Here is a 23,708-nt window from a genome sequence, read left to right as displayed (position 1 = left end):
CCGTTGATTTGTTTAGTGCGAAGCCTGCTTCGTTTTAGTACCTTCTGAACAGCGGATTGTCAGTCCGCGCTCCTGCGTCCATGAGTCGTATTTCTGCCTTTGTTTTTCTGCTGATCAGCCTACTGTTTGCCGTTCCGGCGTGGGCGCAGCAATCTGCACCTGCCAAAGCGGATGCGCCTAGTAAAAAGTCTGAAAAACCGGATAAGCCGCGCAAGCTTAGTCGGCGAGAGAAGAAAGAACTCAGCCGCCGCGCCGAAGTAGAGGCCGCCCAGCTCCGGGTAGGCGCTAACTTGTCGGATCGCGACCGGGACATGAGTGAGTCCTACTTTGTGGATGGGGTGAAATATGTGCTGCTGGAAGACTATAACAAAGCACTGGAGCGCCTGCTAAAAGCGTATGCGCTCAACCCCACCAATGCGGCTATTAATTACAAAATAGCTGAGACGAACCTGCTGAGCGGGAACCTGAAAGACGCGACCAACTTTGCGCAGGCCGCCGTCAAATATGCCCCCCAGAATGCCTATTACTACTTGTTGCTGGCGCAGGTCTATACTTCGCAGAAGCAGTTCGACAAGGCTACACAGGTTTATACCAGCCTGATTAAGGAAGTACCAGATTCCGACTACTACCTGTTCAATCTGGCTGACTTGTATATGGCGCAGGGCAAGTTGAATGAGGCGCTGGCTACCTTTGAGCAAGCGGAGAAGAAATTTGGCCCCCTGGACGAGGTTTCTTTCAAAAAGCAGCAGATTTATCTCAAGCAGAATAATCTGGAAAAAGCTCTCCAGGAAGGGGAGGCTCTGATAAAAGCCAACCCGGAGGAAGTACGCTATGTGTTGGCGCAAGCGGAGATGTATGCTTCCAATAACCGGATGCCCGATGCCATTCGGTTAAGTGAGCAGGCTCTGAGGCAGGACCCCGATAATCCGCAGGCCCGCATGATTCTGGCCGATATATACCGCATACAAGGCAACGCAGTGGAGTCGGCCAAGCAGATCAAATTGGCCTTTGCCAGTCCAGCGCTGGACATTGATGATAAGGTGCGTATCCTGGTCGATTATATTAAGCAGCTACCCAATCCAGCAATTGAACAAACAGCTCTTGATTTGGCGGTTATTACCACCAAAGTTCACCCAAAGGAGGCCAAAGCGTTTTCAGTAGCTGGCGATTTACAGACCATTACGGGCCATAAGGCAGCTGGGCGAGAGGCTTATTTGCAGGCCATCCAGCTCGACGATTCCAAGTTTCTGCTCTGGCAGCAAGTCGTGCTGATTGATGCAGAGCTAAACCAAACGGATTCATTGTTACGTCACACCGAGCGTGCCCTGGAATTGTTTCCCAACCAAGCCGCTATGTGGTTTTACAATGGGGTAGCTCATATTTTGGACAAGAAGCCCGTAAAAGGCGTGAAGTCGCTGGAATATGGCCGGAAACTAGCTACCGACAACCCTGAGTTACTGTCGCAATTTGACACGCAGCTGGGCGACGCTTACCACGAGCTGAAAGAATACGCCAAATCGGATGCCGCGTATGAGGCAGCATTAAGCTTTGATGCTAACAATGCGCAGGCGCTGAACAATTACAGCTATTATTTATCGTTGAGAGGCGAAAAGCTGGACAAGGCAAAGGAAATGTCAGGCAAGCTAGTCAAGCAGTTTCCCGATAACGACACCTACCTGGATACCTACGCCTGGGTATTATACAAACTCAAAGACTACCAAGGGGCCAAGCAAGCGCTAGAAAAAGCCCTGAAAACGACCACCGATGCCACTGTGATCGAGCATTATGGTGATGTGTTATTTCAACTGGGCGAAAAAGACAAGGCCGTGACTCAGTGGCAACGTGCCCAGAAGGCCGGCGGCGCATCAGCGTTCATCGTCCGCAAGATCAAAGACCAAAAATTGTATGAGTAACCGCTTTTTGCTGCTTTTTCTAGTCGCTACTATTACACTCGGAAGCTGCGCCCGCAAGGCAGTTCCCACCAAAATCGTCATACCACCGACTAGCAACGCAGTTCGGGCCAATAACGTAGAGTTTCGATATCTCTCGGCCAAAGGCAAAGCGCAGATTGAGCAGAATGGTAATAAGCTCCCCAATGCGAACCTGACGCTACGGATCCGTCGCGACAGTGTTATTTGGATATCAGTATCGGTGGCAGGCTTTGAGGGCGTGCGCGCTTCTATTACCCAAGACTCAGTGCGGGTACTTAATAAATTGCAGCGAGAATATTACGTCGGTGATTTTGCCTACTTGAGTCGCCAGCTTAATGTGCCGGTTTCCTTTGCTCAGGTACAGGCTTTGCTGCTTGGCAACTACCTTCCTGCCACCAATGGAACTGAGCCTACGATAACGACGGAGGGAGCTATGCAGCGCATACAATACAACCAAGCCAGCTTATTTATTGAGCAACTTATTGAAATGAGCTTGGGTAAACTCCAAAAGCTTAGCGTGCGCGATGAAGCCAGCAAAAATAATCTGTTGGTTGACTACTCTGACTTTCGTGCACTAACTCCTACTAATCAGAGCTTTGCTCATAGTACGATGCTCCAGGTGCAGCAGGCCAACGGTCAGAACAAGTCATCGGCTGCTATTAATTACCGCAACGTGGACGTGGACACCGAGCGGCTAGATTTCCCGTTCTCGGTACCTTCGGGCTATGTACGCAAAAAGTAAGCGCTGGCTATGCTGGTGGCTGATCGTATTAATGGTAGCGCAAGTAGCTCCATCACTGGCTCAGCAACGCAGTAAAAGCACGGCTACGCGCAAAGCCCCCGCCCGGAAAAGCACCACCAAGTCGAAAGCACAATTGGAGCGTGAGCGCCTAGCTAACCTGCGCCGGATTCGGGAAGCCAGCCGCATTCTGAGTCAGACGCAGAAGCAGAAGGAAGCTTCTCTGGGCCAGCTGAACGCACTCAAAGAAAAGCTGGACGTACAGAAGGGCGTTATCCGCAATATTTCCTCGGAGCTGAAATACATCGAGTCGGATGTGCGGCAGACGGAAACCCAGGTGCAGCAAACGCAGCAAAGCCTGGAGCAGTTGAAGAGCGAATATGCCCGGCTAATTTATGCATCCTCCAAAACGGCGAATAGCTACAACCGCCTCATGTTTTTGTTTGCGGCCGAGTCGTTCAATCAGCTCATGCTGCGCATGCGCTATGTTCGACAATACTCGGAGGTGCGGAAGACTCAAGCGGCTCAGATTACGAGCGTGCAGCAGCGCCTCAATCGCCAACTCACGGGCCTGACGGAGAAGAAGCAGGAAAAGAGCAGCTTACTTACTACGCAGTTGGCGGAGAATCGTAACCTCAGTACTCTGAAGGTGCAACAGGACCAAGTGGTTACGAAGCTAAGTCGCCAAGAGGAAAACCTGCGCCAAGAGCTAGCCAATCGTCAGGAAGCCGTCAGAAAGCTCGATAATCTGATTGCGCAACGCGTGCGCGAAGAAATAGCCCGCGCCGCCCGGGTAGCGGCGGCCAAAGCAGCCGCCAAAGCGGCAGCCGAGCGTGCCGCCGCCGGTAGCAGCAGCCCCGGTAGCACAGCTCGTACGAGCCCGGCAGCCGAAGCCGCCGCTACCCGTGTCGACCGCATTACGCTCACGCCTGAGATTGCCAGCATTTCCTCTTCATTTGCCGAGAACAGGGGGCGCATGCTGTGGCCTGTAGCACGCGGATTTATTTCTCAACACTTCGGGCGCCACGCGCATCCAGTGCTCAAAAACGTAATTGTGGAGAATCGTGGCGTCGATATTCAGACGAGCGCCGGAGAGGCAGTGCGCGCTGTTTCGGCTGGTAAAGTGCTTACTGTTACTAGTATAGCAGGGATGAATAACATCGTAATGGTGCAGCACGGCGAATACTTCACGGTGTACGCCAAGCTACGTAGCGTAACGGTAAGTGAGGGTGACCAAGTGCAGGCCAAGCAGTCAATTGGTACCGTGTACACCAATTCGGAGGGCACTTCGGAGCTACAGTTTCAGGTGTGGCGCAACAGCTCCAACCTGAACCCCGAAAGCTGGCTGGGACAGAAATAGAACCGGGAAGCGGTTGATTAGCTGCTGGCTCAGCCGCCGTGTGTTGGTATTTTTGCCCCCCAGTAGCTAGTAAATGCCCCAGGCGCATTACTGCACAACCGTCTGCACGTAGAAGCGCTCGAGTAAGTGAGTGATTTGGGCGGTTTCGATCAGAAAGCCATCGTGGCCGTAACCAGAATCCATTTCGGCATAAATAGCACCAGGTATGTAGCGGGCTAGAAGCTGCTGCTCCGTGAGCGGAAACAACACATCTGATGTAATGCCGATGACCAGCGTACGAGCCCGTATTCGGCCCAGCGCGGCAGCCACCCCTCCGCGACTGCGGCCCACATTGTGCGAGTCCATGGCTCTGGACAGCGCCACGTAGGTATAGGCATTGAAGCGCGCCACCAGCTTGTCGCCTTGATACTGTTGATAGGAACTGGCCCGAAAATCAGTGATTTTATCTTCATCGGGCTCGTGCTGCGTATTTCCGTAGGCCTCGTAGCTGCGGTAGCTAAGAAGGGCCACAGCACGGGCCGCTTTTAAGCCAAATTGCCCCCCAGTCGGTGTGGCCGAGAAATACGTGGGATCGGCGAAAATGGCCAGGCGCTGCGCCTCATTGAAAGCAATACCCCAGGGCGAGTGCTGCGCATTGGTAGCCAGCACAACCAAATGCTCAAACACGGTGGGTTGCTGAATAGCCCACTCTAAAGCCTGCTGCCCACCTAATGAACCGCCAATCAGCGTGTGAATCTGACCTATGCCCAGATGCTGGCGCAACGCTTCGTGCGCCGCTACCATATCGCGCACTGTAAGCAGTGGAAAAGTATGGTATGGTGGTTCCCCAGACTCGGTTGGTGTGAGCGGGCCGGTGGATCCGTAACAAGAGCCCACGATGTTAGCGCATACAATGAAGTGATTTGCCGGATCGAAGTGGCAATTATGACCAAATAAACCCGGCCACCAGCTAAGGACATCGGCGTTGGCCGTAAGGGCATGACACGCCCATACCACATTGTCGCGGGCGGCATTGAGCGTACCGTAGGTCTGGTAGGCTATCTGCACCCGAAGCAAAGTCGCACCACTTTCGAGCTGAAGTGGCGCTGGAAGAATAAAGGTCTGATAATCAGTCATGCGACGCTAGCGAATTCCGAGCCTGGAGGGAATCATTGAGGCTGCTACTACAGCAGTTAGACTCGTGACAAATAGTAAAGCGGATTTTCAATAGCTCCCAAATCGAGTGAGGCTGCCCCAATAAGTAGGCTGATTCGGGAGCTATTGAAGGATGGGCAAGGCGGTATCTTTCTTCCATTTCTGCCTTGTCACCCCGCCAAACCGTAGGACTTGTAAATGGAGCATTAGCCGCTGCAACGGCCTTACTCAGTGCCTTCTGCTTGCAGCAGCTAGACTTCCAGTACTACGGGATGCTCGATGGCTGGCTCCGGGATTGCCTCACCTTCAGTTTGCTGACCCTGGGGGGCTTTTTCCGCTACCGCGTCGAAGGCGTTTTGCAAGTCAGCTTTGATGTCTTCGATATGCTCCAGTCCAAGCGAAATGCGCAGTAAGGTGGGCGTCACGCCGGCTGCTACTTGCTCCTGATCAGAAAGCTGCTGGTGAGTAGTAGCGGCAGGCTGAATAATCAACGTTTTCGCATCGCCCACATTAGCTAAATGGCTCACCAGCTTTAGGTTGTCGATGAAGTGCGTGGCCGTATCCTTGGTGCCTTTGATGCTGAAAGTCAGAACGCCACCCGCGCCGCGCTTCAGATATTTCTGGGCTAGAGCGTTATAGCGGCTGCTTTTCAAACCCGGATAGTTCACGGCTTCTACCTGCGGATGCTGCTCTAGCCATTCGGCCAGCTTTTGCGCATTTTCCACCGTCCGATCTACGCGCAACGACAGGGTTTCAAGGCCTTGTAGTAGCAGGAAAGAGTTGAAAGGACTGATGGCCGGACCAAAATCGCGCAGGCCTTCTACCCGCGCCCGAATGATAAAGGCGATGTTGCCAAATGGGCCGCCTTTGCCGAATACATCATTGAAAACTAGGCCGTGATAGCCTTCCGAGGGCTCCGTAAACTGCGGAAACTTGCCATTACCGAAGTCATACTTACCGCCGTCGATAATCACGCCGCCTATGCTGGTGCCGTGGCCGCCAATCCATTTCGTGGCCGATTCTACCACGATGTGCGCGCCGTGCTCCAGGGGGCGAAACAGGTAGCCGCCTGCGCCAAAAGTGTTATCTACAATAAGCGGCAGATCGTGTTTGTCAGCAATGGCCGCAATACGCTCAAAATCGGGAATACTGAAGCTGGGATTGCCAATCGTTTCGAGATACAGCGCCTTGGTCTTGTCGTCAATCAGGGCCTCGAAGCTTTCAGGCGTGTCGCCATCAGCAAAGCGGGCTTCGATACCTAAGCGCTTGAAAGCGACCTTAAATTGGTTATAAGTGCCACCGTACAGGTGCTGGGTACTTACAAAGTTGTCACCGGTCTGCAAAATGTTGTTCAGAGCCAGAAACTGGGCTGCTTGCCCCGAGCTGGTTGCTAAGGCGGCCACACCACCTTCTAGCGCCGCTACGCGTTGCTCAAACACATCGGTGGTAGGGTTCATAAGGCGCGTATAAATATTGCCGAACTCCTTGAGGGCAAACAAATTGGCACCATGCTCCGCGTTTTTAAACACGTAAGAAGTAGTCTGGTGGATAGGAACGGCGCGCGAACCAGTAGTAGGGTCAGGTTGCTGACCAGCGTGCAATTGCAGGGTTTCGAAGTGCAGGTTTTGTGTGGACATCTTAGTGCTGATTAGAGTTAGATTAAATTAGGAAGAGATGACAGAGCGCAGATAATCAGGCATATGGGCCCGCAGGAAGGCGGAGCGCTGAACGTGATCCACAGCCGAAGCTGGACTAAGACCTGACGGGGTAGGTAGAATACCCACGGCGCGACACGGTCTTTAGGAATGATGGAAAGGGGAGGGGCGCTAAACCGGAAACTGGATTAGCAGCAGCACGCGCAACAACAGCACATTCGCGTAGCCTCACAACTGCCAATGGCAGGAGCCAAAACGCGGAAACCCGCCAGCCAACCAATGCGCAACGATGCGACCGGGGCAGACGGGTGAAGCAAAATGGAAAAAGCAGTGTTTTTCATGGCACTCAGCTTATATCTCCCGCGGGCAACATAGCCGAACGGGCAGGAATTGGCACCTTTCAAAACAATGAAGGTTGCCAGCGGGTCAGGGAGCCTGTTCTCTCGCCGCTTCTGTATAAAATCTGAAAAACTGTCTCGTCGATAACGAGAAGTACCGGACTGGTAACTGCAAATGTACAGTTCGAAATGAGAACGCCAAATGCACAGCAATATTTTTTACTCCGTGCTAACTCGCTGGCTAACAAATAAAAAAGCCCCCAGCAAGTTGCTGGGGGGCTTTTTTATTTGTTAGCTTTAGCTCAGGGTGTGCTTACGCTTGGGGTAAGGTCAACACCTGACCTACTTCGATATGATCGGGGTTTGAACCGATGGTTGACTTGTTAGCGTCATAAATCTGATGCCACTTAGCGGCATCACCGTAGTGCTTCTTCGCAATTTTAGAAAGCGAATCGCCGCTAACTACTGTGTATTGCGTGCCTTGGGCAGCAGTAGGAGCAGCGGGCTGGTTGGCGTTGCCAAAGAAGTCTGTATTAGCCTTCTGGTTGGGATTGGCAGCCGGCTGAGCAGGCTTTTCGTCGCCTTTATTGGTTAAGAAATCGAACATTCCCATAGTCGTGGTTGATTAAGGAGAAAGGAAGGCGCATGTGCTTGATAGCTATGCTGTCACGTCGTCTTACGCCCCTAGTGCAAATAAGTTGCAGCCGTCAAAAAAGCTCCACAGTAGTTAACTCTTTCCGGTGCGACGCGTAAGAAGCGCAACATTGCTTTGCTGGAATATAGTACCAGCTGAAGTTGCTCCTTTCCATTTTTAGTTAACCCTAAGATCACTCCCTATGAAAACCATTGCACTTCCTTTCCGCTACCTAGCTAGCCTCATCATGCTGCTGTCGCTGTTCACGGCTGCTTGTAGCCAGAAAGACAAAGTTGGCGAAACCAATATGCTATATGGCACGGAAAGCAAAGTCTGGAAAACGGACAAAGAAACCACTGCCAGCGGCGACAAGGTGGCCCAAACTGATGCTGATAAGGATACCGAACTGCGTTTCTACGCCAACGGTAACTTTAACATGACGTCGCCCCAGCAATCGTTGCAAGGTAAGTACACCTTCGACCAGCCTGGCAAAAAAATCACCCTTACCCCCGACGGTGGCACCACATCCATGACTTTCGACGTGGTGAACTTGACGGATGATAAAATCACGTTGCGCGGCGTAAACGGCGAGCAAATGATGCTTGAGTCTGAATAATTGAATTCGCTTTATTACAAAAAAGCCCCCCAGCAATACACTGGGGGGCTTTTTTGTGCTCTATGAGTTCATGATTTCCTGCACCCGGTTTCGGCCGAAGACCCGGGCTATCCAGCGGGGCAGGAAAATGGCCCCCAGCACCAGATAGAGATAATAGGTAACAATACGATACAGCAGGACCACAAAATTGGTCATCGTAGGTGTGCCGATAAACTTGCCGAAAAAAGTAGGGAAAGCACCTTCCGCAATACCTGCTCCGCCCGGTGTAATGGCTACCAGCAGCACAACCTTATAGATGAGGTTGCGGCTGAAAATCAGCCCAAATTCTCCCCAGCTTAAGTCAACAAAGGCGGCAATAATACAGCCGATTACCAAGTAGCGAGCCGTCCAAACGAAGGCAGTGGAAAGGGCCGCTTCTACCCAGTACCGAATGGCGTTGCCGCGGAGCTGCGCTGAGGCCCATACCATCTCGTTGCCATGTTGATACGCTTTGGCCCGCCAACGCCGCAAGCCCTTCAGGGAGAACAAACGTATCAATAACCGCTTCACTGACTGCGGATTAATGAAAAGTGCATACAGCATGACCGCCGAGTACAGCGTAACCAGCAGATAGCTAATTACAAAGGCTATTTGCAGCGTAGTTACAAAGCCTCCTTGAAGCGCCTCGTGTGGGTACAAAGCATTGCCTGCCAGCCACACTACCAGCGGCACCGTTACAACATAATACACGTTGTCGAGCAGCGCCGTAACCATTACGTATGCAAGCGATTTGCCCAGCGAAATACCTTCTTTGTTCAGCAGAAACGGCGCTACGGAAGTGCCTCCTACGGCAGAGGGGAGCACGCAAGAGGCAAATTCCCAGATCATAATCACATCTAGGCTCTGGCGCCAACTTAGTACCTTCTCCGAGATATGCCGAATGCGGTAAATGTAGCCCCAGTCGCGGGCCACCAGTACGGCTACCATCACCAAGAGCCAGTGTAGCTTGGCATTCGCTAAGGGCGCCAAATCGCCAGGCTGGTAACTGCGCCAGAACATGAAGCCCACGACGCTCAAGCCAATAAGGACCGGCAGAACGATGCGAGAAGGCTTTAGCTTATCAAGAAGTTGCTTTTCCTGACTGTCCTGGGTGAGCGGCATGGGCAAGAGACGGGTGGAGGGGTAAAAGTAGGCAATAATGAGAGTGACCCCTACCAAATACGAGTTAAGTATTGCCTCGAACGATGGGAACTCGTCTGTGTCGAAATAGGTGGAAGCCAGGGGACCTACTTGCAACCTATATCAACAACCGACCCTAACGAAAAGTCGTACCTTTGTTTGGTAACTTCGGCAGGAAACTTGGACGGTTCCAACCTTTTATATTGCTAGTAGGTTATTGCACTATATTTTACTTTTTGCCCCTCTAAAAAATGATTGTTGAACCCGGTGAACTGCTGGCGGCCATTGACTCGCCTGATGACCTCAAGAAGCTCAGCGAGGACCAACTAGTCCAAGTAAGCCAGGAACTGCGCCAGTTCATTATTGACTCGGTTTCGATATATGGGGGGCATTTCGGTGCCTCATTGGGCGTTGTTGAGTTAACAGTAGCTCTACATTATGTCTTTAATACCCCCTACGACCAACTAGTGTGGGATGTAGGGCACCAGGCATACGGCCACAAAATTTTGACTGGCCGGCGGAATCAGTTTCCCACCAATCGTCGCTATGGCGGCATGTCAGGTTTCCCTAAGCGGAAGGAAAGTGAATATGATGCTTTTGGCGTAGGCCATAGTAGCACCAGCATCGGGGCTGCTTTGGGCATGGCAGTAGCTTCTGAATACAAGAATGAGAAGGACCGTCAGCACATTGCTGTCATCGGCGACGGTGCTATGACGGCCGGTATGGCGTTTGAAGCGCTTAATCATGCCGGTGTAGCTAAGTCCAATCTGCTGGTTATCCTTAATGATAACTGCATGAGCATCGACCCTAATGTGGGCGCGCTCAAGGAATATCTTACCGATATCACCACTTCCCGTACGTATAACAAAGTGCGAGACGAACTTTGGAACGTGCTTGGTAAGCTCAGCAAGTTTGGTCCCAATCCTCAACAAATTGCCCGCAAAGTAGAGCAGGCTATGAAGGCAACGCTGCTTAAGCAAAGTAATTTGTTTGAGGCGCTCAACTTCCGCTACTTTGGCCCCGTCGATGGTCATGATGTGCAGCATTTGACCACTATTCTGCGCGACCTAAAAAGCATTCCAGGTCCCAAAATTCTGCATTGTGTAACGGTTAAAGGTAAAGGTTACGCACTAGCTGAAAAAGATCAAACGCTGTGGCATGCTCCCGGCCTGTTCGATAAAATCACGGGTGAAATTCATAAGAAAACCTACGATACCCCTCAGCCGCCCAAATACCAGGATGTATTCGGCCACACTATCGTAGAGTTGGCTGAGCAGAATGATAAAGTGATGGGCGTAACGCCCGCCATGCCCTCTGGCTGCTCTCTGAATATTATGATGAAGGCCATGCCTGACCGTGCCTTCGACGTAGGTATAGCTGAACAGCACGCCGTTACATTCTCTGCGGGCCTCGCCACGCAGGGGTTGGTACCCTTCTGTAATATCTACTCGTCTTTCATGCAACGGGCCTACGATCAGGTAGTACACGACGTGGCTTTGCAGAATTTAAACGTGGTGTTTTGCCTCGACCGCGCTGGCTTTGCTGGTGCTGATGGCCCTACGCACCACGGGTGCTACGATATTGCTTATATGCGTTGCGTTCCTAACATGGTAGTTTCAGCACCCATGAACGAGCAGGAGCTGCGGAACCTGATGTATACCGCCCAGCAACCTGATATGGGGCCCTTTAGCATTCGCTACCCTAGGGGTGAGGGTGTGATGCCTAATTGGCGTACACCATTCAAGAAGATCACCGTTGGGACAGGTCGTGTAGTGCGCGAAGGACAGGGAGTTGCTATCCTCAGCTTCGGCCACATCGGCAACTACGCAGTGAAAGCCACTACCGCTCTGGCCGCTGAGGGCATCTCCGCTGGCCACTATGATATGCGCTTTGCTAAACCATTAGACGAGGAAATGCTTGCCGACATATTCAGCCGCTACAAAGCTATTGTGACAGTAGAGGATGGCTGTCTGCAAGGTGGCTTCGGGGCTGCTGTACTAGAATTTATGGCTGATCATGGTCACAGTGTTCCCGTTAAGCGCCTTGGTATTCCTGACCGCGTGGTAGAACATGGGTCGCAGGATGAGTTGTATAAAGAGTGCGGATTCGACGCGATGGGTATCGCTGATACTGTGCGGGAATTAACTAGTAAAGTAATAGCTAAAGCTTCTGTTGAACGATTAGCTATTTAGTATTTAGCAACAGGCATATTTTCAAGCAAAAGCAAGGAGGTCAGAACTCGATTCGAGTTCTGACCTCCTTGCTTTTGCTTTTCCCTTTATCCAAGGTTACATAAAAAATGGTATAACTACCATACTATGAATTGATTGAACTTAAAAAGCGGCCTATAAAAAATGAATTTTTAACATATTATTTTTAAATGTTTAAAGTCTTTGCGATAACTAAAATGTATCTGGGCTTAATTATTAGAAATATAGCAAGATAAAATATTGCTTAAGAGGGTGTATATTTGTAGTAACAGCCTGCATCAGCTGATTCATTTGTCACGATTAATAAGCCTCTTTACCTTGAGACAATATCTACTCTTTTGCTTGATCTTACTATCCCTATGCTTGTTCAGCACTAATGTGCCTGCACAGTGTGTCTATACTAGTCTTGCAGACGGTAATTTCTTCAATTCAGATGGGACTACTTTTAACGCATCACTCTTCTCGCGAACGGGGAGTTGTAGCAATGGAGATAATATTAGTAACAGTACTATTCGCATTAATCATAACGTAGTCTTAAATGGTAATTTTTCCAGCACAGGTGCTATCATTATCGCGGATGTAGGGTCCTTGAAACAGGATGGAACTAATCGAATTTTGACGGTAAGAGGTACAGGTAGTGGAAACCAGGTTAGAATTACGTTACTACCTACTGCTACTGTACAACGCAGTTCACCTCAACTATCCGTTGGGGTCCTAGACTTAAGAGCTGCTATAATTAATGTTGGCGTAAATTCCACATTGAGAATATTATGTACATTATATATTGGAAACCAAGTAGGGATTAACTTAGGTAATAGCTCCTTGATCAACGTATTTGGTGATGTTGATCTATTTAATACTACTTCTCAAATCAATGGACCGAGCAGTGGATCTTTTGCTGGATTACGAGTTCTAGGTCGACTTAGAGGTAATAGTAATGCAGCCTCAAATCTTTTTGGGTCAAATGATTTCTTGACTACTTGTGTTCAGGGCAACCCTATCACCTGCAATACTTCGAACGCAGCGGTTTACAATATACCTGCCACGGAAAATAACGATCCATCATGTATTTCTGTATTACCTGTCACACTTACCCGTTTTGTCGGCAACTGGACTACTGGTGGTATTGCGGTTAACTTGAAATGGAGCACAGCTACGGAAGTTAACAATGATCATTTTTTGCTGGAGCGCTCAGCTAATGGAATCACTTTCGAAAAGATAGCGCAGGTAGCAGGAGCAGGCAACTCTACCATGCTTCGGAATTACGTTTACACCGATGCGAGTCCTTTAGCCACCTCGACCTACTATCGCCTACGTCAAGTAGACTATGACGGCACATCAACTTATTCACCTATTATTTTCTTAGACGCCCCCGAACGCCTCACCAATTGGCTGGTTGCTACTTCTTCGCCACAGCACTTTACTATTCAGAGTCAGTTGGACGCTAATAGTCAGTTTACTGTGCTTGATGTGACGGGTCGCCCTGTATTCTTCCAAGCTGTATCGCCAGATAATGCCAACGTAATAGTTCCTTTCCTACCAACAGGCATCTATTTATTCCGCCTCATTACAAAGCAAGGGCGCTTCACAATACGGAAGAGCATAGCACCTAGTAAGTGAGCCGTAGCAACTAAGCTTTACTATAGTTGCACCGAAGCGACAATGGTTTATAAAATAAGTCATATACTAAAAATAGTTCGTTAGAATTGATTAGCAAGTTGATATGGAATAAGTATGCCTGAGTGGTCAGTTTTTAAAAGTAGGGCCAGCATAACCGTTTAAGATACACTCAAGTGCAGGGATGCTTTTTAGATAAAAATGCGCCTACCTATTTTTCATTAAGGACACTCATACTGGTATTAGGCACGTTCTACTTGGTAGGATATAATATCAGCTAAATTTTTCCGATACCTCTATTATACTATTAAGGTATGTTGGTGCTATTCTATATAGTCCTGTTCTAATAAAAAGCATATTAGCATTATAAATGCATTCAATTTAGAAGTTGTACAGGGAAGAAAGACCAAAAAATCATTGAATAGGTAACGAAGAAACATTGAATCGTAATAAAATAATACAAGGTTATAGCTTGTATATATAACTATTGATTATAAATTTGTCAAGGTGAAATATTGTTTGGCGCGCTACGTAGTAGCTTGCCGACTTCTTTCTCTCCTTTTACTTGATCCCTCTTACCTAACCCTTTTGCATTTTGAAACATTATTTACTTCTCTGTATGAGCTTGGTAGTGATGGCATTTGCTAGTAGCAATGCCTCAGCTCAATGTATCTACACTAGTATATCTGATGGAAACTTCTTTCTCCCAGGTACGACAACCATTAATCCAGCTGTTATTCAGCGATCTGCAACAGGCTGTGGTCCTCAAGATAATCCTAGTAACAGTACTATTATCATTGATGATAAAGTAGTCCTCAACGGTAACTTTACCACTACGGGTGAAATAAGGATTAAAGCTGGAGGCTCATTGGTAGAGGATGGCACTAGACGGACCTTAACTATAAACACCCAGGGTAACGTAGCAGGTTTTCTAGCAATAGAAGCTAGTGCTGAACGTATTATAGGTTCTCCACAAGTAAATGTATCGGTCTTAATAGGTAATAAGGCTCAAATTGTTGTAGATAATAACTCTGTCTTACGAGTAAATTGTACTCTACAGTTAATTAATCAGTCATACGTTGGGCTAGGTAATAATGCTCTACTCAATGTACTTGGCGATATCGATGTTCAAAATGGTAATGTTCTTATCACTGGCCCAGATCCCACTCTAGGGGGCTCACCTGCAGGGCTACGCGTTGCTGGTGCTATTCGCACTAATAATGGTGGTGCAGACCTTTTCGCTCCAAATGACCTTCTTATTACCTGTATACAGCAAAAGGAGATTTCCTGTACTGTCTCAACTGGACCAAATGTAACTCCAGCCAACTCCAGCAACGACCCATCATGTATTTCAGTATTGCCTGTGACGCTTACCCGTTTTGTCGGCAACTGGACTGCTGGTGGTACTGCCGTTAACTTAAAATGGACTACAGTTACTGAGGTTAATAATGCGCACTTTGCAGTGGAGCGTTCGGTTGATGGAATTACTTTCGAGAAGGTAGCTCAGGTGACGGGTGCAGGCAACTCTACCATACTTCGGAATTATACTTACACTGATACCAGTCCTTTAGCCGCCTCGTCATACTACCGCCTCAAGCAGGTAGACCACGATGGTAAATCCACTTATTCTACCATCATTTCCTTAGGCAAGCCCCAGCGTGCAACTGATTGGCTGGTCACTACTTCTTCACCTCGCCGCTTTATCATCCAGAGTCAGTTGGACGCAAATAGCCGCTTCTCTGTGCTGGATGTGACTGGTAAGCCTATGTTTTCGCAGGCTGTTTCCTCAGACAATGCCGATGTTGTAATTCCTTCCCTACCTACTGGCGTTTACCTTTTCCGTCTCACAACGCAACAAGGGCGGTTCACAATTCGGCAGGTAGTTACTGCTGGTAACTAATAGGATAGCCAATTTCGTAAATAGCTGCCTCTGGTAAGCTTTATAGCGAAACAATGAAATACCAGCAAAAAGGCCAGGACCGTATACGGTCCTGGCCTTTTTGCTGGTATTTCATTGTTCTTCAACTTGATAATCTTTTACGTCTCATTTAATTAATTAGTAACTATGAATACGTCAGATAAAAAGCTCGTTCTTATCTACCTACATGGGTTTGCTGAAAATCATACCATCTGGACTGAATTCATTCAAAATTGCCCCCCAGAGTACAAAGTACTTACCCCTGACTTCCCCGGCTACGGTACCGCCGATTCGTCTCGGGTTACTGACTACTCCATGGAGGCGCTGGCGGAGTTTGTGAAAGGTGAACTGGATGAGGCTGATGCACAACAAGCCATTTTAATTGGGCACTCGATGGGTGGGTACGTGGCGCTGGCGTTTGCCGAGAAGTACCCAGCGCGGGTCGCGGGCCTGTGCCTGTTTCATTCCTCCGCGCAGGCCGATACGGACGAAAAAAAGGCTAACCGCGACAAAAATATCAGCTTCGTGGAGCGCCACGGCGTAGTCAAATTTATGGAAACATTCATCCGGCCGCTCTTTGCCGATGCCAATGAGGAAACGATGATGCCCTACCGGCGCCAGCTGGAAGAAATAGGTGCTGCCACCTCACAGGCTAGTATAATTGGGGGTATGCGAGCCATGCGCGACCGACCCGACCGTACGGAGGTGTTGCGCAAAGCCACATTTCCAGTGCTATTTATAGTTGGTAAGGAAGATGCGGCCGTGCCGTTAGCTACGTCTTTGGAGCAGGTAGCACTGCCGCCTGAGAGTACAGCCCTATTTCTAGAGCGAGTAGGTCACGTTGGGTTCTTTGAGCGGCCACAATCTACCCGACGGGCAGTGCTAGACTTCGTAGGGGGCATTTTTGGAACGTATTAGGATCAATCAGCAAACAAATAAAAAGCCCTGCTAGCAAACTAGCAGGGCTTTTTTCTAGGCAAAGAAATGCCTATTGATCAGGTGTCATTTTATCACGCAGGCTACTTGGTGCTTCCTCTAGCCACATGATGTGCAAATTAGCTTTGTCGGTAGGGTTGTAGCCTTGTGCACTAGGGACTAGTACGCCTTGCATATCTTTTCAGAGATGCGGCACATAGCATAAAAAAGCATTAACTGCTTAATAACCCCATTTTCATCATTGCCTCCGCAATCTGGACCGCATTGGTAGCGGCGCCTTTGCGCAGATTATCCGCTACCACCCACATATTGAGCGTACGTGGCTGCGACTCGTCGCGACGCAGACGGCCAACTAGTACGGCATCCTTGCCATGAGCGTCTTTTGGCATCGGATATTGGTTTTGAGCTACGTCGTCAACCACTTCCACGCCATCTGTTTCGCGCAGGATGCGATACACGTCGGAAAGGTCAAATTCCCGCTCAAACTCTACGTTTACTGCCTCCGAGTGGCCACCCATCACCGGAATACGCACGGCAGTAGCGGTTACCTGAATGGTATCGTCGCCGAGGATTTTCTTGGTTTCGCGTACCATTTTCATCTCCTCTTTGGTGTAGCCGTTGTCCTCAAACACATCGATGTGCGGTAGCACATTCAGATCGATCGGGTGGGGGTAGGCAGGATTGGAAGCGGCCTGGCCGGCGCGCTCTTCCATGAGCTGATCCACGGCTTTTTTGCCGGTGCCGGTCACGCTTTGGTAGGTGCTTACCACAATGCGCTTGATCTGGAAAGCTTCGTGCAATTGGTGCAGAGCCAACACCATCTGAATAGTAGAGCAGTTGGGGTTAGCGATAATTTTATCGGCTGAAGTAAGCTCTTTGGCGTTGATTTCGGGCACGACCAACTTCTTAGTAGGGTCCATGCGCCAAGCGGAAGAATTGTCAATAACGACAGTACCCACTTCGGCAAAGCGTGGAGCTTGCTCCTTGGAAACGCCACCGCCAGCCGAAAAAATAGCCACTGCGGGACGGGCAGCAATGGCCGCATCCATACTCACTACCTTGTATTTTTTGCCCTGAAACTCGATCTCCTGGCCTACCGACTTTTCGGAAGCTACGGGGAGTAACTCAGTGACGGGGAAGTTGCGCTCGGCCAGCACTTTCAACATTTCGCCTCCGACTAAGCCGGTGGCACCAACTACGGCGATTTTCATAAAAAATGGGTTTCTACATCTTGGCCGTACCTACGGCTTTTACACAAATATAAGCCCTTGGCAATTTGGACATCACGGTATCTTTCTTGCATAGGCGCCGCGCACCACAGGGCAAACTATAGACGGCTTATCAGACCATTGCCTAGCCAGCGCCCCCACTTATTTATTAGGCAACTATACCGCCGACCATAGTAAGCATGAAATCATTTCTACTCAGTTTATTCCTTATTATCCTAACAAACTCCGCCAACGCTCAGCTTACCGAGTCATTCACTGATGGCGATTTTGCCCAAAATCCTACTTGGACCGGCGACGAAGGCAGCTTTCAGGTAAACACTCAACAGCTGCAAAGCAACGGCCCGACCACTACTGGCACCACGCTTCAGCTCGCAACGCCCAGCACAGCGGCCAGCGGCGTTACGTGGGAATTCTATGTGAATCTGCGCCTAGCTACTTCGGGGGGCAATTTGGCCGATGTATGGCTCATGGCCGATCAGGCAAATTTGAAAACGACTGGTACCAAAGGGTATTTCGTGCGGCTGGGCGGCACACCGGATGAGATTAGCCTGTTTCGGCAGGACGCGACGGGTAGCCCAGTGTATGTTATCAATGGGCAGGATGGTACACTTAAGTCCAGCACAAGCAATACAGCACGCGTGCGCGTCACGCGCTCCCCACAAAACCTGTGGACATTAGAATACGACCTGATTGGGGGGCAAAATTTTACCTTAAGCGGCACGGCCACCGATGCTACCCACCAACGGAGCGCATATTTTGGTCTGCGAATTACCTACTCCTCCGCCAACAGCCGCAACTTCTACTTCGACGATTTTCGCATAACCGATACAGTGCCACCAGCCCTGCTCAGTGCTGCGCCCACTAGCCCCAACCAGCTTGATGCGTTATTTAGCGAGGCTTTAAATGCCAGTCCCAGTGCAGCCAGCTACCGCCTTCTTACCGGACCTGCCGTGCTTGCGGCTCAGCTTGATGGAGCCAATCCGGCGCTCGTACACTTGACGCTGGGGGGCAATTTACCGTTGGGCACTAACACGCTGGAGGCCCGCAACGTGACCGATGCCAACGGTATAGTGGCCGCCGGGCCACTCACGGCTACTTTCGTAAATCAGGGGTTTGCGGTACTTCCTGCGCCCAATCAGGTGCTCATCACCGAAATAATGGTCGATGAAACACCCGTTGTAGGCCTGCCAGCGTCGGAATACGTAGAAATTCATAACCCTATGACGGGCACGGTGCTGGACCTAGCGGGTTTGCGGCTGCTGAAGCCGGGCAGCACTACGGCCGCCGTCTTTCCAACCGGGGCCGTGCTGCTGCCGGGCGAGTACGCCATCGTATGCGGCAGCACGCGTACCAGTCAGTTTACTGCTTTCGGCAAAGTGTTCGGGCTGACAAATTTTCCCAGCCTTTCGAATGCGGGCGACCAGCTTGTGCTGCGTGGCCGCAATGGCCAAACCTTATTTGAAATCACGTATTCGGATACCTGGTATAAGGATTTGCGCAAAAAAGAAGGCGGCTGGTCCCTGGAAATGGTAGATCCCGCAAACCCCTGTGCTGGCGGCAGTAACTGGACTGCCAGCACCGATGATCAGGGTGGCACGCCGGGCCGCGCCAATGCTGTGCAGGCAACTAACCCCGACCGCACGCCGCCCACTTTATTGCGAGCTGTGGCGCTGAATTCTACGACAGTACGCCTGTTTTTCGGGGAGAAGCTGGATAGTCTCACTAGCACGAACGTCGGGCGCTATGCCATAACACCGGCTGTGCCTATCGTGCGGGCAACGCCGCAGGGACCCGAATTTCGGACCATTGATTTGCTGCTTGCTACTAATTTGCCCCCCAATCAACCTTTGACCGTAGCCGTTCAGCAAGCTACTGATTGCGCTGGCAACATCTCAGGACCCATCACCTCTGCTACGTTTGCCTTGCCTGTCGCGGCCCAGACGGGTGAGGTGGTAATCAATGAAATCCTCTTCAATCCGCGCACTGGCGGGGTCGATTTTGTGGAGCTGCTGAATCGTTCAGCCAAATATCTGGACGTGCAGGGCTGGCAGTTGGGCGTGGAGCAGCCAACGGGAAGTAGCGCAAGCGCCATCAGTGCAGGGCCTTATGGCTTGGCTCCCGGCCAGCTAGTAGTGCTTACTACTCGCCCCGATATTGTGCAGAACGATTATCCAACCCACGACCCAGCTACATTCCTGGCGATGCCTAGTTTTCCCAGCCTGCCTGACGACGCGGCAACTGTAGTTGTGTTGGACGCGAAAGGCCAGACGATAGAGCGCTTCAGCTACAGCGAAACCCAGCATTTGCCCTTGCTCAGCGACCGTAACGGCGTATCACTGGAGCGCGTTCGGGCGGCGGAAACCAGCGTGGGGGGCAATTTTCATTCGGCGGCCAGCGCTGTTGGATACGCCACGCCCGGTCGGCCCAACTCGCAATATCAGGCCGATCCTACCGGGGCGAAGCTGTTCCAGATTGCGCCCGAAATCTTTACGCCCGACGAAGATGGCCAGCAGGACTTTACGACGCTCACCTACCGCTTCGAGTACCCCGGCTATGCTGCTTCCATCACCGTCTATGATGCCCAAGGCCGCCTGACGCGTCGGCTAGCGCGCAACGAAACGCTGCCTACCAGTGGGTATCTGCAGTGGGACGGCCTCACCGATCAGGGCCGGAAAGCTGCTATCGGACCGTATGTGCTGCTGATCGAGTTATATCGGGTGGCTGGCGGGGAAACGCATGTTTATAAGCGCAACGTGGTGTTAGGTGGCCGGCTCTAGCTAAGCGGATTTTTTCCTGTAAACAGCCTTTGTGGTCATTACTACTGCTGCGAGAAAGCGGCAGAATCCGATAGGCTTGGTGCCGTGTTTTGGCTGTAAGGCGTGGCCTTTGGTTTATATTCTGACCGTAATACCCACGAAAAATTCGTGGTCCGTGTTATGGGTGAGAGGTAATAGGGCACCCATATCAAGCTGGAGATTTTCCCCGATTTTCAGCTCCGGGCCCAAGTTGAAGGTGGCTTGCCACTCGTTTTTACGCGTGTTCCAGCGGCCTACTACTTCGCCATATACCCCCAAGGCATCACTAAAGCTGTGCTCCGTGGTGATGCTGGGCACGAACTGAAAATAATGCTGCTTGTCTTCGCGGTCGTAAGCGCGGTCACCTTCCAGTTGAGTAGTGAGCTCCCAATTTTCGGCCAAATGGTAGTTGACTGGCACCACAATACCCATTTCTGAGCCGCCAGCGCCTTCACTTCCCCCCGTAGGCAGGCGTACAAACCCCGTAACGGCCATCGCAACGCGAGTTTCATCATCATCGCCGATGAGGTTTCGCTTCAACCGTAAGGTTACGTCACCGAACCCACTACGGCGTTGCTGCGTCTCATTTTGAGGCCATTCCTTTTCTATCGTATACGACTCTAGGGCAACTTGAAAGTCGGTTTGGTCAGTGATGCCAAGCTTGAGTACGAGCGGCGCTATCTGCCACGTGCGATGGCGCTCTCCCTGCGTGCGGCCATTGAGAAGTCTCAAAAAGTCGCCTTCCACCTGAAAATGACCAGGATCGATGGTAAAAGGGCTTTCCGTAATGCCCGGCCGGTCGGGATGAAGCTCGCGCATAGAGTCGCGGGGCACGGGCCGAAATAGGGAGTAGCCATCCATCTTAGTGCCTTTCTCAGGCTTTTGGGCAAAGGCCGAAGTCAGGGGCAATAAGGCTAGTACTAGCCAGTAGAGTTTAATCATCAGTAGTAGATTAAGGCTCCAACCCGAAGCCGGCCTCATTACGCAGAAGTGGATCAGAAGATATTGTGCAGCTGATTTTTACTGCCGAATCAGCTTGGCTGGCTCTTATCTGTAGCTCATTTTGGGCGGCCGAACACCGTATATCGCAGCCCCAGAAAGCCCCTGATGCCTTGGTTGGAGGCGTACACGTAGCTCGGGTCAAACGTCAGCGCGTTCGGATTGTCGGCGGTGGCTATGGGCTGGCCCGCGGCGTCGAACTGTACTTGCTTGTCGAAAGGGTCAAAGGCGCGGGCAATAGCTGCGGAAGTAGGGCGGAAGTTGAGCAGGTTTTTTACACCCCCATATATTTCCAGCTTGTCGCCCAGCCGCTTGGTTACCTGTATGTTCTGAATGCTGAACGTAGGCGACGAGGCCGGCCGCGGATCCTGAGATCCCAGCAAAGGCAAACGCATAGGTCCGTATACATTGCCAGTGTAATCTATACTCAGGCCAGCTTCCACGAAGCGGTAGCTCAGCGCAAACGTACCTGATATCCGCTCCGTAAGTAGCTGTCGTTGCTTCTGTTTCGTGCCTTCACCGCTTACCTGATAGACATCTAGTGCCGTGACTCCTAGAATGGCCGTCAGCGGAAAGCCAAACGTCAGATCAGCGTTCAGCGTGAGCCCCCGCGACACGGCATGCCCGCGCAGGTTATCATAAATCAGTAGCGTCGGGTCAGAAGTATAATCGGGCGTAATCTTATTGGTGAAATAGGTGTAGAAAGCGCTGGCATCGAAGCTCAACAAGCTTTGCCCAATCGGCAGCAGACGCTGGTAGTTCAAATTGGCGTTGTAGCTACGCTCGGGCCGCAAAGAATTGCGAATGATAACAGTGCGGGCGCCGGTGAGAGCAGCGTGATCTTCCGTAAACACGTTCACCACCCGATACCCATTGCCCATGCTCAGGCGAAACGTCTGGTGATCATCGGGCGAAAACTTGTAGTTGAGGCGGGGGGTAAAAATGCTGCCGTGGTACGAGTTGTAATCATAGCGCAGGCCCAGCAGCAAGGAGTGCTTGGAATTGAAGCGCACCTCATCCTGCACGAAAACGCCCGGCAACCAAGTGCGTTGGGGGGCATTTTTGGGTGCCAGCGAATCGCCGGTGGCCGTGGCGGGCGTATTGTCGTCGAAGTGCGTGAGGCGCAGCGCTGAGCCCAGTAGCAAGTGATGCTGACCAGTCGTGTGGGCGGCGGTAAGTTGGCCAAAGGCAATATTCTGCTGCGCCTTATACACCGTAGTACCGTACACCGAGTTCTGATTATGCGTATTCAGCGACGTGCTCAGCATCACCTGCGGCCCCCGAGTGGGTAGCTGATACGCACTGATTATCTCCGCCCGACTCGTATAAATAGACTCGGCGTACAGACTATCGCCACCCCGAAACTCCGGCGACCATTGCATTTGTCCGCCCCAGCGGTCCTCATATAAATAGCGCGCTGCCAGCGAAGCCAAGCGCTTTTCGGGGCGAGCCAGTGTGAGCTTATCGAATACCGAGATGCGCTTGGCTAAGGCAATGTCGGTAAAGCCGTCGCCGTTGGCGTCGCGGGGCGAGTTATATACAAAGCCATTGGCGCCCAGCAATGAAGTCACTTTACCTACCCGCGTCTTCAAGGCCAGATCGACATTATGCTCGCCCCAACCCGTGCTAAAGGCATCGGCCGATACCTGGGGGGCTTTTTCCGGGTCGCGGGTGATAATATTGATAATGCCGCCCACCGCTTCGGAACCGTAGAGAGTAGACGCCGGTCCTTTTACTACTTCAATGCGCTCTACGAGGCTGTTCGGAATGCCGGTCAGTCCATATACCGTGCTCAGGCCGCTCACGATGGGCATGCCATCCAGAAGCACCATGGTGTAAGGGCCTTCCAAACCATTGATGTGAATATCGCCAGTGTTGCAGATGTTGCAGTTGAGCTGGGGCCGCACCCCATTTACCGTTTGCAAAGCCTCAAATACCGATGGCGTAGGGTTCTTCTTGAAGTAAGTAGGGTTGTAGACCTCCACCGGCACTGCCGATTCCAGCCGCGTTACGGGATGCAGCGTGCCCGACACAACTACCTCCTTTAGCTCTTGTCCACCGCTGGCTTGTAGGGTCACGTTAAGATGAGTGGTCTGGCCAGTCGTGACAGTTACGACCCGCTCAGTGGCCTTGTAACCGATGGCACTAATTGCTAGGCGGTGGCTGCCGGGGGGCAAATTGTCGAGAACAAAAACCCCATCCTCCATAGCCGTCGCACCCTGAGTTGTGCCCTTCACACCAATGCTGGCAAAGGGCACCGGCTTACCTTCTGCCTGTATGCGGCCGTGCACCTTGCCCGACTGCGCTACTACTTCGAGACAAAGCAAGCAACTGAAAATCAGTAGGGAGAAGTGTTTCATGACTAAAGCGAAAAAGGAATTTAGATGGACTATTTATTTTTATTTAGATTAGTCTAAATCTGTAAACCGAAAAATGCGC

At 51.0% G+C, this 23,708-nt stretch carries 16 protein-coding genes and 1 riboswitch; of the genes, 9 read left to right on the top strand and 7 right to left on the bottom strand.

What is annotated here, in order from left to right; translation table 11 throughout:
- The first annotated feature begins 80 nt into the window (after positions 1-80).
- From G7064_RS09390 to G7064_RS09380, 3 genes are read left to right on the top strand one after another with little or no spacing between them, the layout of a single operon-like run.
- Positions 81-1,913 carry a tetratricopeptide repeat protein gene (locus tag G7064_RS09390; RefSeq protein ID WP_166073361.1) on the top strand — a complete coding sequence of 611 codons (1,833 nt, stop codon included), beginning with the start codon at positions 81-83 and terminating at the stop codon, positions 1,911-1,913.
- Positions 1,906-2,673 (top strand): DUF4292 domain-containing protein, encoded by a 768-nt coding sequence (locus G7064_RS09385; protein ID WP_166073360.1) that lies wholly within the window; start codon positions 1,906-1,908, stop codon positions 2,671-2,673. Before G7064_RS09390 ends, G7064_RS09385 begins: the two co-directional genes overlap by 8 nt.
- A complete protein-coding gene (locus G7064_RS09380) occupies positions 2,657-4,030 on the top strand; it encodes a murein hydrolase activator EnvC family protein (protein ID WP_240935844.1) in 1,374 nt (457 codons plus the stop codon). Before G7064_RS09385 ends, G7064_RS09380 begins: the two co-directional genes overlap by 17 nt.
- Positions 4,031-4,117: 87 nt before the next feature.
- Here G7064_RS09380 and metX read toward each other — a convergent pair whose 3' ends face one another.
- The 3 genes from metX to G7064_RS09365 all read right to left on the bottom strand — a co-directional run bounded on the left by metX (position 4,118) and on the right by G7064_RS09365 (position 7,764).
- Positions 4,118-5,146 (bottom strand): homoserine O-acetyltransferase family protein, encoded by a 1,029-nt coding sequence (gene metX / locus G7064_RS09375; protein ID WP_166073359.1) that lies wholly within the window; start codon positions 5,144-5,146, stop codon positions 4,118-4,120.
- Between the two features lie 269 nt (positions 5,147-5,415).
- Entirely contained in the window at positions 5,416-6,801 is a 1,386-nt protein-coding gene (locus tag G7064_RS09370; RefSeq protein ID WP_166073358.1) for an O-acetylhomoserine aminocarboxypropyltransferase/cysteine synthase family protein, read from the bottom strand.
- Positions 6,802-7,167: 366 nt separating this feature from the next.
- Positions 7,168-7,282, bottom strand: a riboswitch (SAM riboswitch).
- A 188-nt stretch (positions 7,283-7,470) separates the two neighbouring features.
- Positions 7,471-7,764, bottom strand: a complete 294-nt coding sequence (locus G7064_RS09365; RefSeq protein ID WP_240731603.1) for a LysM peptidoglycan-binding domain-containing protein — start codon at positions 7,762-7,764, stop codon at positions 7,471-7,473.
- A gap of 229 nt (positions 7,765-7,993) precedes the next feature.
- Here G7064_RS09365 and G7064_RS09360 point away from each other — a divergent pair, with 229 nt between their 5' ends.
- Positions 7,994-8,407, top strand: coding sequence for a hypothetical protein (locus G7064_RS09360; protein WP_166073357.1), 414 nt, complete (start codon positions 7,994-7,996; stop codon positions 8,405-8,407).
- Positions 8,408-8,467: 60 nt separating this feature from the next.
- Here G7064_RS09360 and G7064_RS09355 read toward each other — a convergent pair whose 3' ends face one another.
- Positions 8,468-9,604 (bottom strand): lysylphosphatidylglycerol synthase transmembrane domain-containing protein, encoded by a 1,137-nt coding sequence (locus tag G7064_RS09355; protein WP_240935843.1) that lies wholly within the window; start codon positions 9,602-9,604, stop codon positions 8,468-8,470.
- A gap of 212 nt (positions 9,605-9,816) precedes the next feature.
- Here G7064_RS09355 and dxs point away from each other — a divergent pair, with 212 nt between their 5' ends.
- The 4 genes from dxs to G7064_RS09335 all read left to right on the top strand — a co-directional run bounded on the left by dxs (position 9,817) and on the right by G7064_RS09335 (position 16,228).
- Positions 9,817-11,757: a 1-deoxy-D-xylulose-5-phosphate synthase gene (dxs, locus tag G7064_RS09350; RefSeq protein ID WP_166073356.1), complete on the top strand. Its 1,941-nt coding sequence runs from the start codon at positions 9,817-9,819 to the stop codon at positions 11,755-11,757.
- 840 nt (positions 11,758-12,597) lie between these two features.
- Complete coding sequence (locus G7064_RS09345) at positions 12,598-13,395, top strand: T9SS type A sorting domain-containing protein (protein ID WP_166073355.1); 798 nt, start codon at positions 12,598-12,600, stop codon at positions 13,393-13,395.
- 592 nt (positions 13,396-13,987) lie between these two features.
- Positions 13,988-15,292, top strand: coding sequence for a T9SS type A sorting domain-containing protein (locus tag G7064_RS09340; protein WP_166073354.1), 1,305 nt, complete (start codon positions 13,988-13,990; stop codon positions 15,290-15,292).
- Positions 15,293-15,457: 165 nt separating this feature from the next.
- A complete protein-coding gene (locus G7064_RS09335; protein WP_166073353.1) occupies positions 15,458-16,228 on the top strand; it encodes an alpha/beta fold hydrolase in 771 nt (256 codons plus the stop codon).
- Positions 16,229-16,458: 230 nt separating this feature from the next.
- Here G7064_RS09335 and G7064_RS09330 read toward each other — a convergent pair whose 3' ends face one another.
- On the bottom strand, positions 16,459-17,457 hold the full coding sequence (locus tag G7064_RS09330) for an aspartate-semialdehyde dehydrogenase (RefSeq protein ID WP_166073352.1): 999 nt from the start codon (positions 17,455-17,457) through the stop codon (positions 16,459-16,461).
- Between the two features lie 197 nt (positions 17,458-17,654).
- Between G7064_RS09330 and G7064_RS09325 the strand changes: the two genes are divergently transcribed.
- Positions 17,655-20,252: a lamin tail domain-containing protein gene (locus G7064_RS09325; protein WP_166073351.1), complete on the top strand. Its 2,598-nt coding sequence runs from the start codon at positions 17,655-17,657 to the stop codon at positions 20,250-20,252.
- A gap of 114 nt (positions 20,253-20,366) precedes the next feature.
- Here the strand turns inward: G7064_RS09325 and G7064_RS09320 are convergent, their stop codons facing one another.
- The gene (locus G7064_RS09320) at positions 20,367-21,212 is read right to left on the bottom strand and encodes a transporter (RefSeq protein WP_166073350.1); all 846 of its coding nucleotides are present in this window, start codon (positions 21,210-21,212) and stop codon (positions 20,367-20,369) included.
- 116 nt (positions 21,213-21,328) lie between these two features.
- Positions 21,329-23,629: a TonB-dependent receptor gene (locus tag G7064_RS09315; protein WP_166073349.1), complete on the bottom strand. Its 2,301-nt coding sequence runs from the start codon at positions 23,627-23,629 to the stop codon at positions 21,329-21,331.
- Between the last annotated feature and the right edge of the window lie 79 nt (positions 23,630-23,708).

Source organism: Hymenobacter sp. HDW8, assembly GCF_011305775.1.
Lineage (GTDB): Bacteria > Bacteroidota > Bacteroidia > Cytophagales > Hymenobacteraceae > Hymenobacter > Hymenobacter radiodurans.
Note: the sequence above shows the minus strand (reverse complement) of the source record. Positions and strands in the feature narration are given on the sequence as shown.

Excerpts from the sequence above, each read along its gene's own strand:
- G7064_RS09390 (WP_166073361.1), top strand. The coding sequence starts at position 81 with ATGAGTCGTATTTCTGCCTTTGTTTTTCTGCTGATCAGCCTACTGTTT.
- G7064_RS09385 (WP_166073360.1), top strand. The coding sequence starts at position 1,906 with ATGAGTAACCGCTTTTTGCTGCTTTTTCTAGTCGCTACTATTACACTC.
- G7064_RS09380 (WP_240935844.1), top strand. The coding sequence starts at position 2,657 with ATGTACGCAAAAAGTAAGCGCTGGCTATGCTGGTGGCTGATCGTATTA.
- metX (WP_166073359.1), bottom strand. The coding sequence starts at position 5,146 with ATGACTGATTATCAGACCTTTATTCTTCCAGCGCCACTTCAGCTCGAA.
- G7064_RS09370 (WP_166073358.1), bottom strand. The coding sequence starts at position 6,801 with ATGTCCACACAAAACCTGCACTTCGAAACCCTGCAATTGCACGCTGGT.
- G7064_RS09365 (WP_240731603.1), bottom strand. The coding sequence starts at position 7,764 with ATGTTCGATTTCTTAACCAATAAAGGCGACGAAAAGCCTGCTCAGCCG.
- G7064_RS09360 (WP_166073357.1), top strand. The coding sequence starts at position 7,994 with ATGAAAACCATTGCACTTCCTTTCCGCTACCTAGCTAGCCTCATCATG.
- dxs (WP_166073356.1), top strand. The coding sequence starts at position 9,817 with ATGATTGTTGAACCCGGTGAACTGCTGGCGGCCATTGACTCGCCTGAT.
- G7064_RS09335 (WP_166073353.1), top strand. The coding sequence starts at position 15,458 with ATGAATACGTCAGATAAAAAGCTCGTTCTTATCTACCTACATGGGTTT.
- G7064_RS09330 (WP_166073352.1), bottom strand. The coding sequence starts at position 17,457 with ATGAAAATCGCCGTAGTTGGTGCCACCGGCTTAGTCGGAGGCGAAATG.
- G7064_RS09325 (WP_166073351.1), top strand. The coding sequence starts at position 17,655 with ATGAAATCATTTCTACTCAGTTTATTCCTTATTATCCTAACAAACTCC.
- G7064_RS09320 (WP_166073350.1), bottom strand. The coding sequence starts at position 21,212 with ATGATTAAACTCTACTGGCTAGTACTAGCCTTATTGCCCCTGACTTCG.
- G7064_RS09315 (WP_166073349.1), bottom strand. The coding sequence starts at position 23,629 with ATGAAACACTTCTCCCTACTGATTTTCAGTTGCTTGCTTTGTCTCGAA.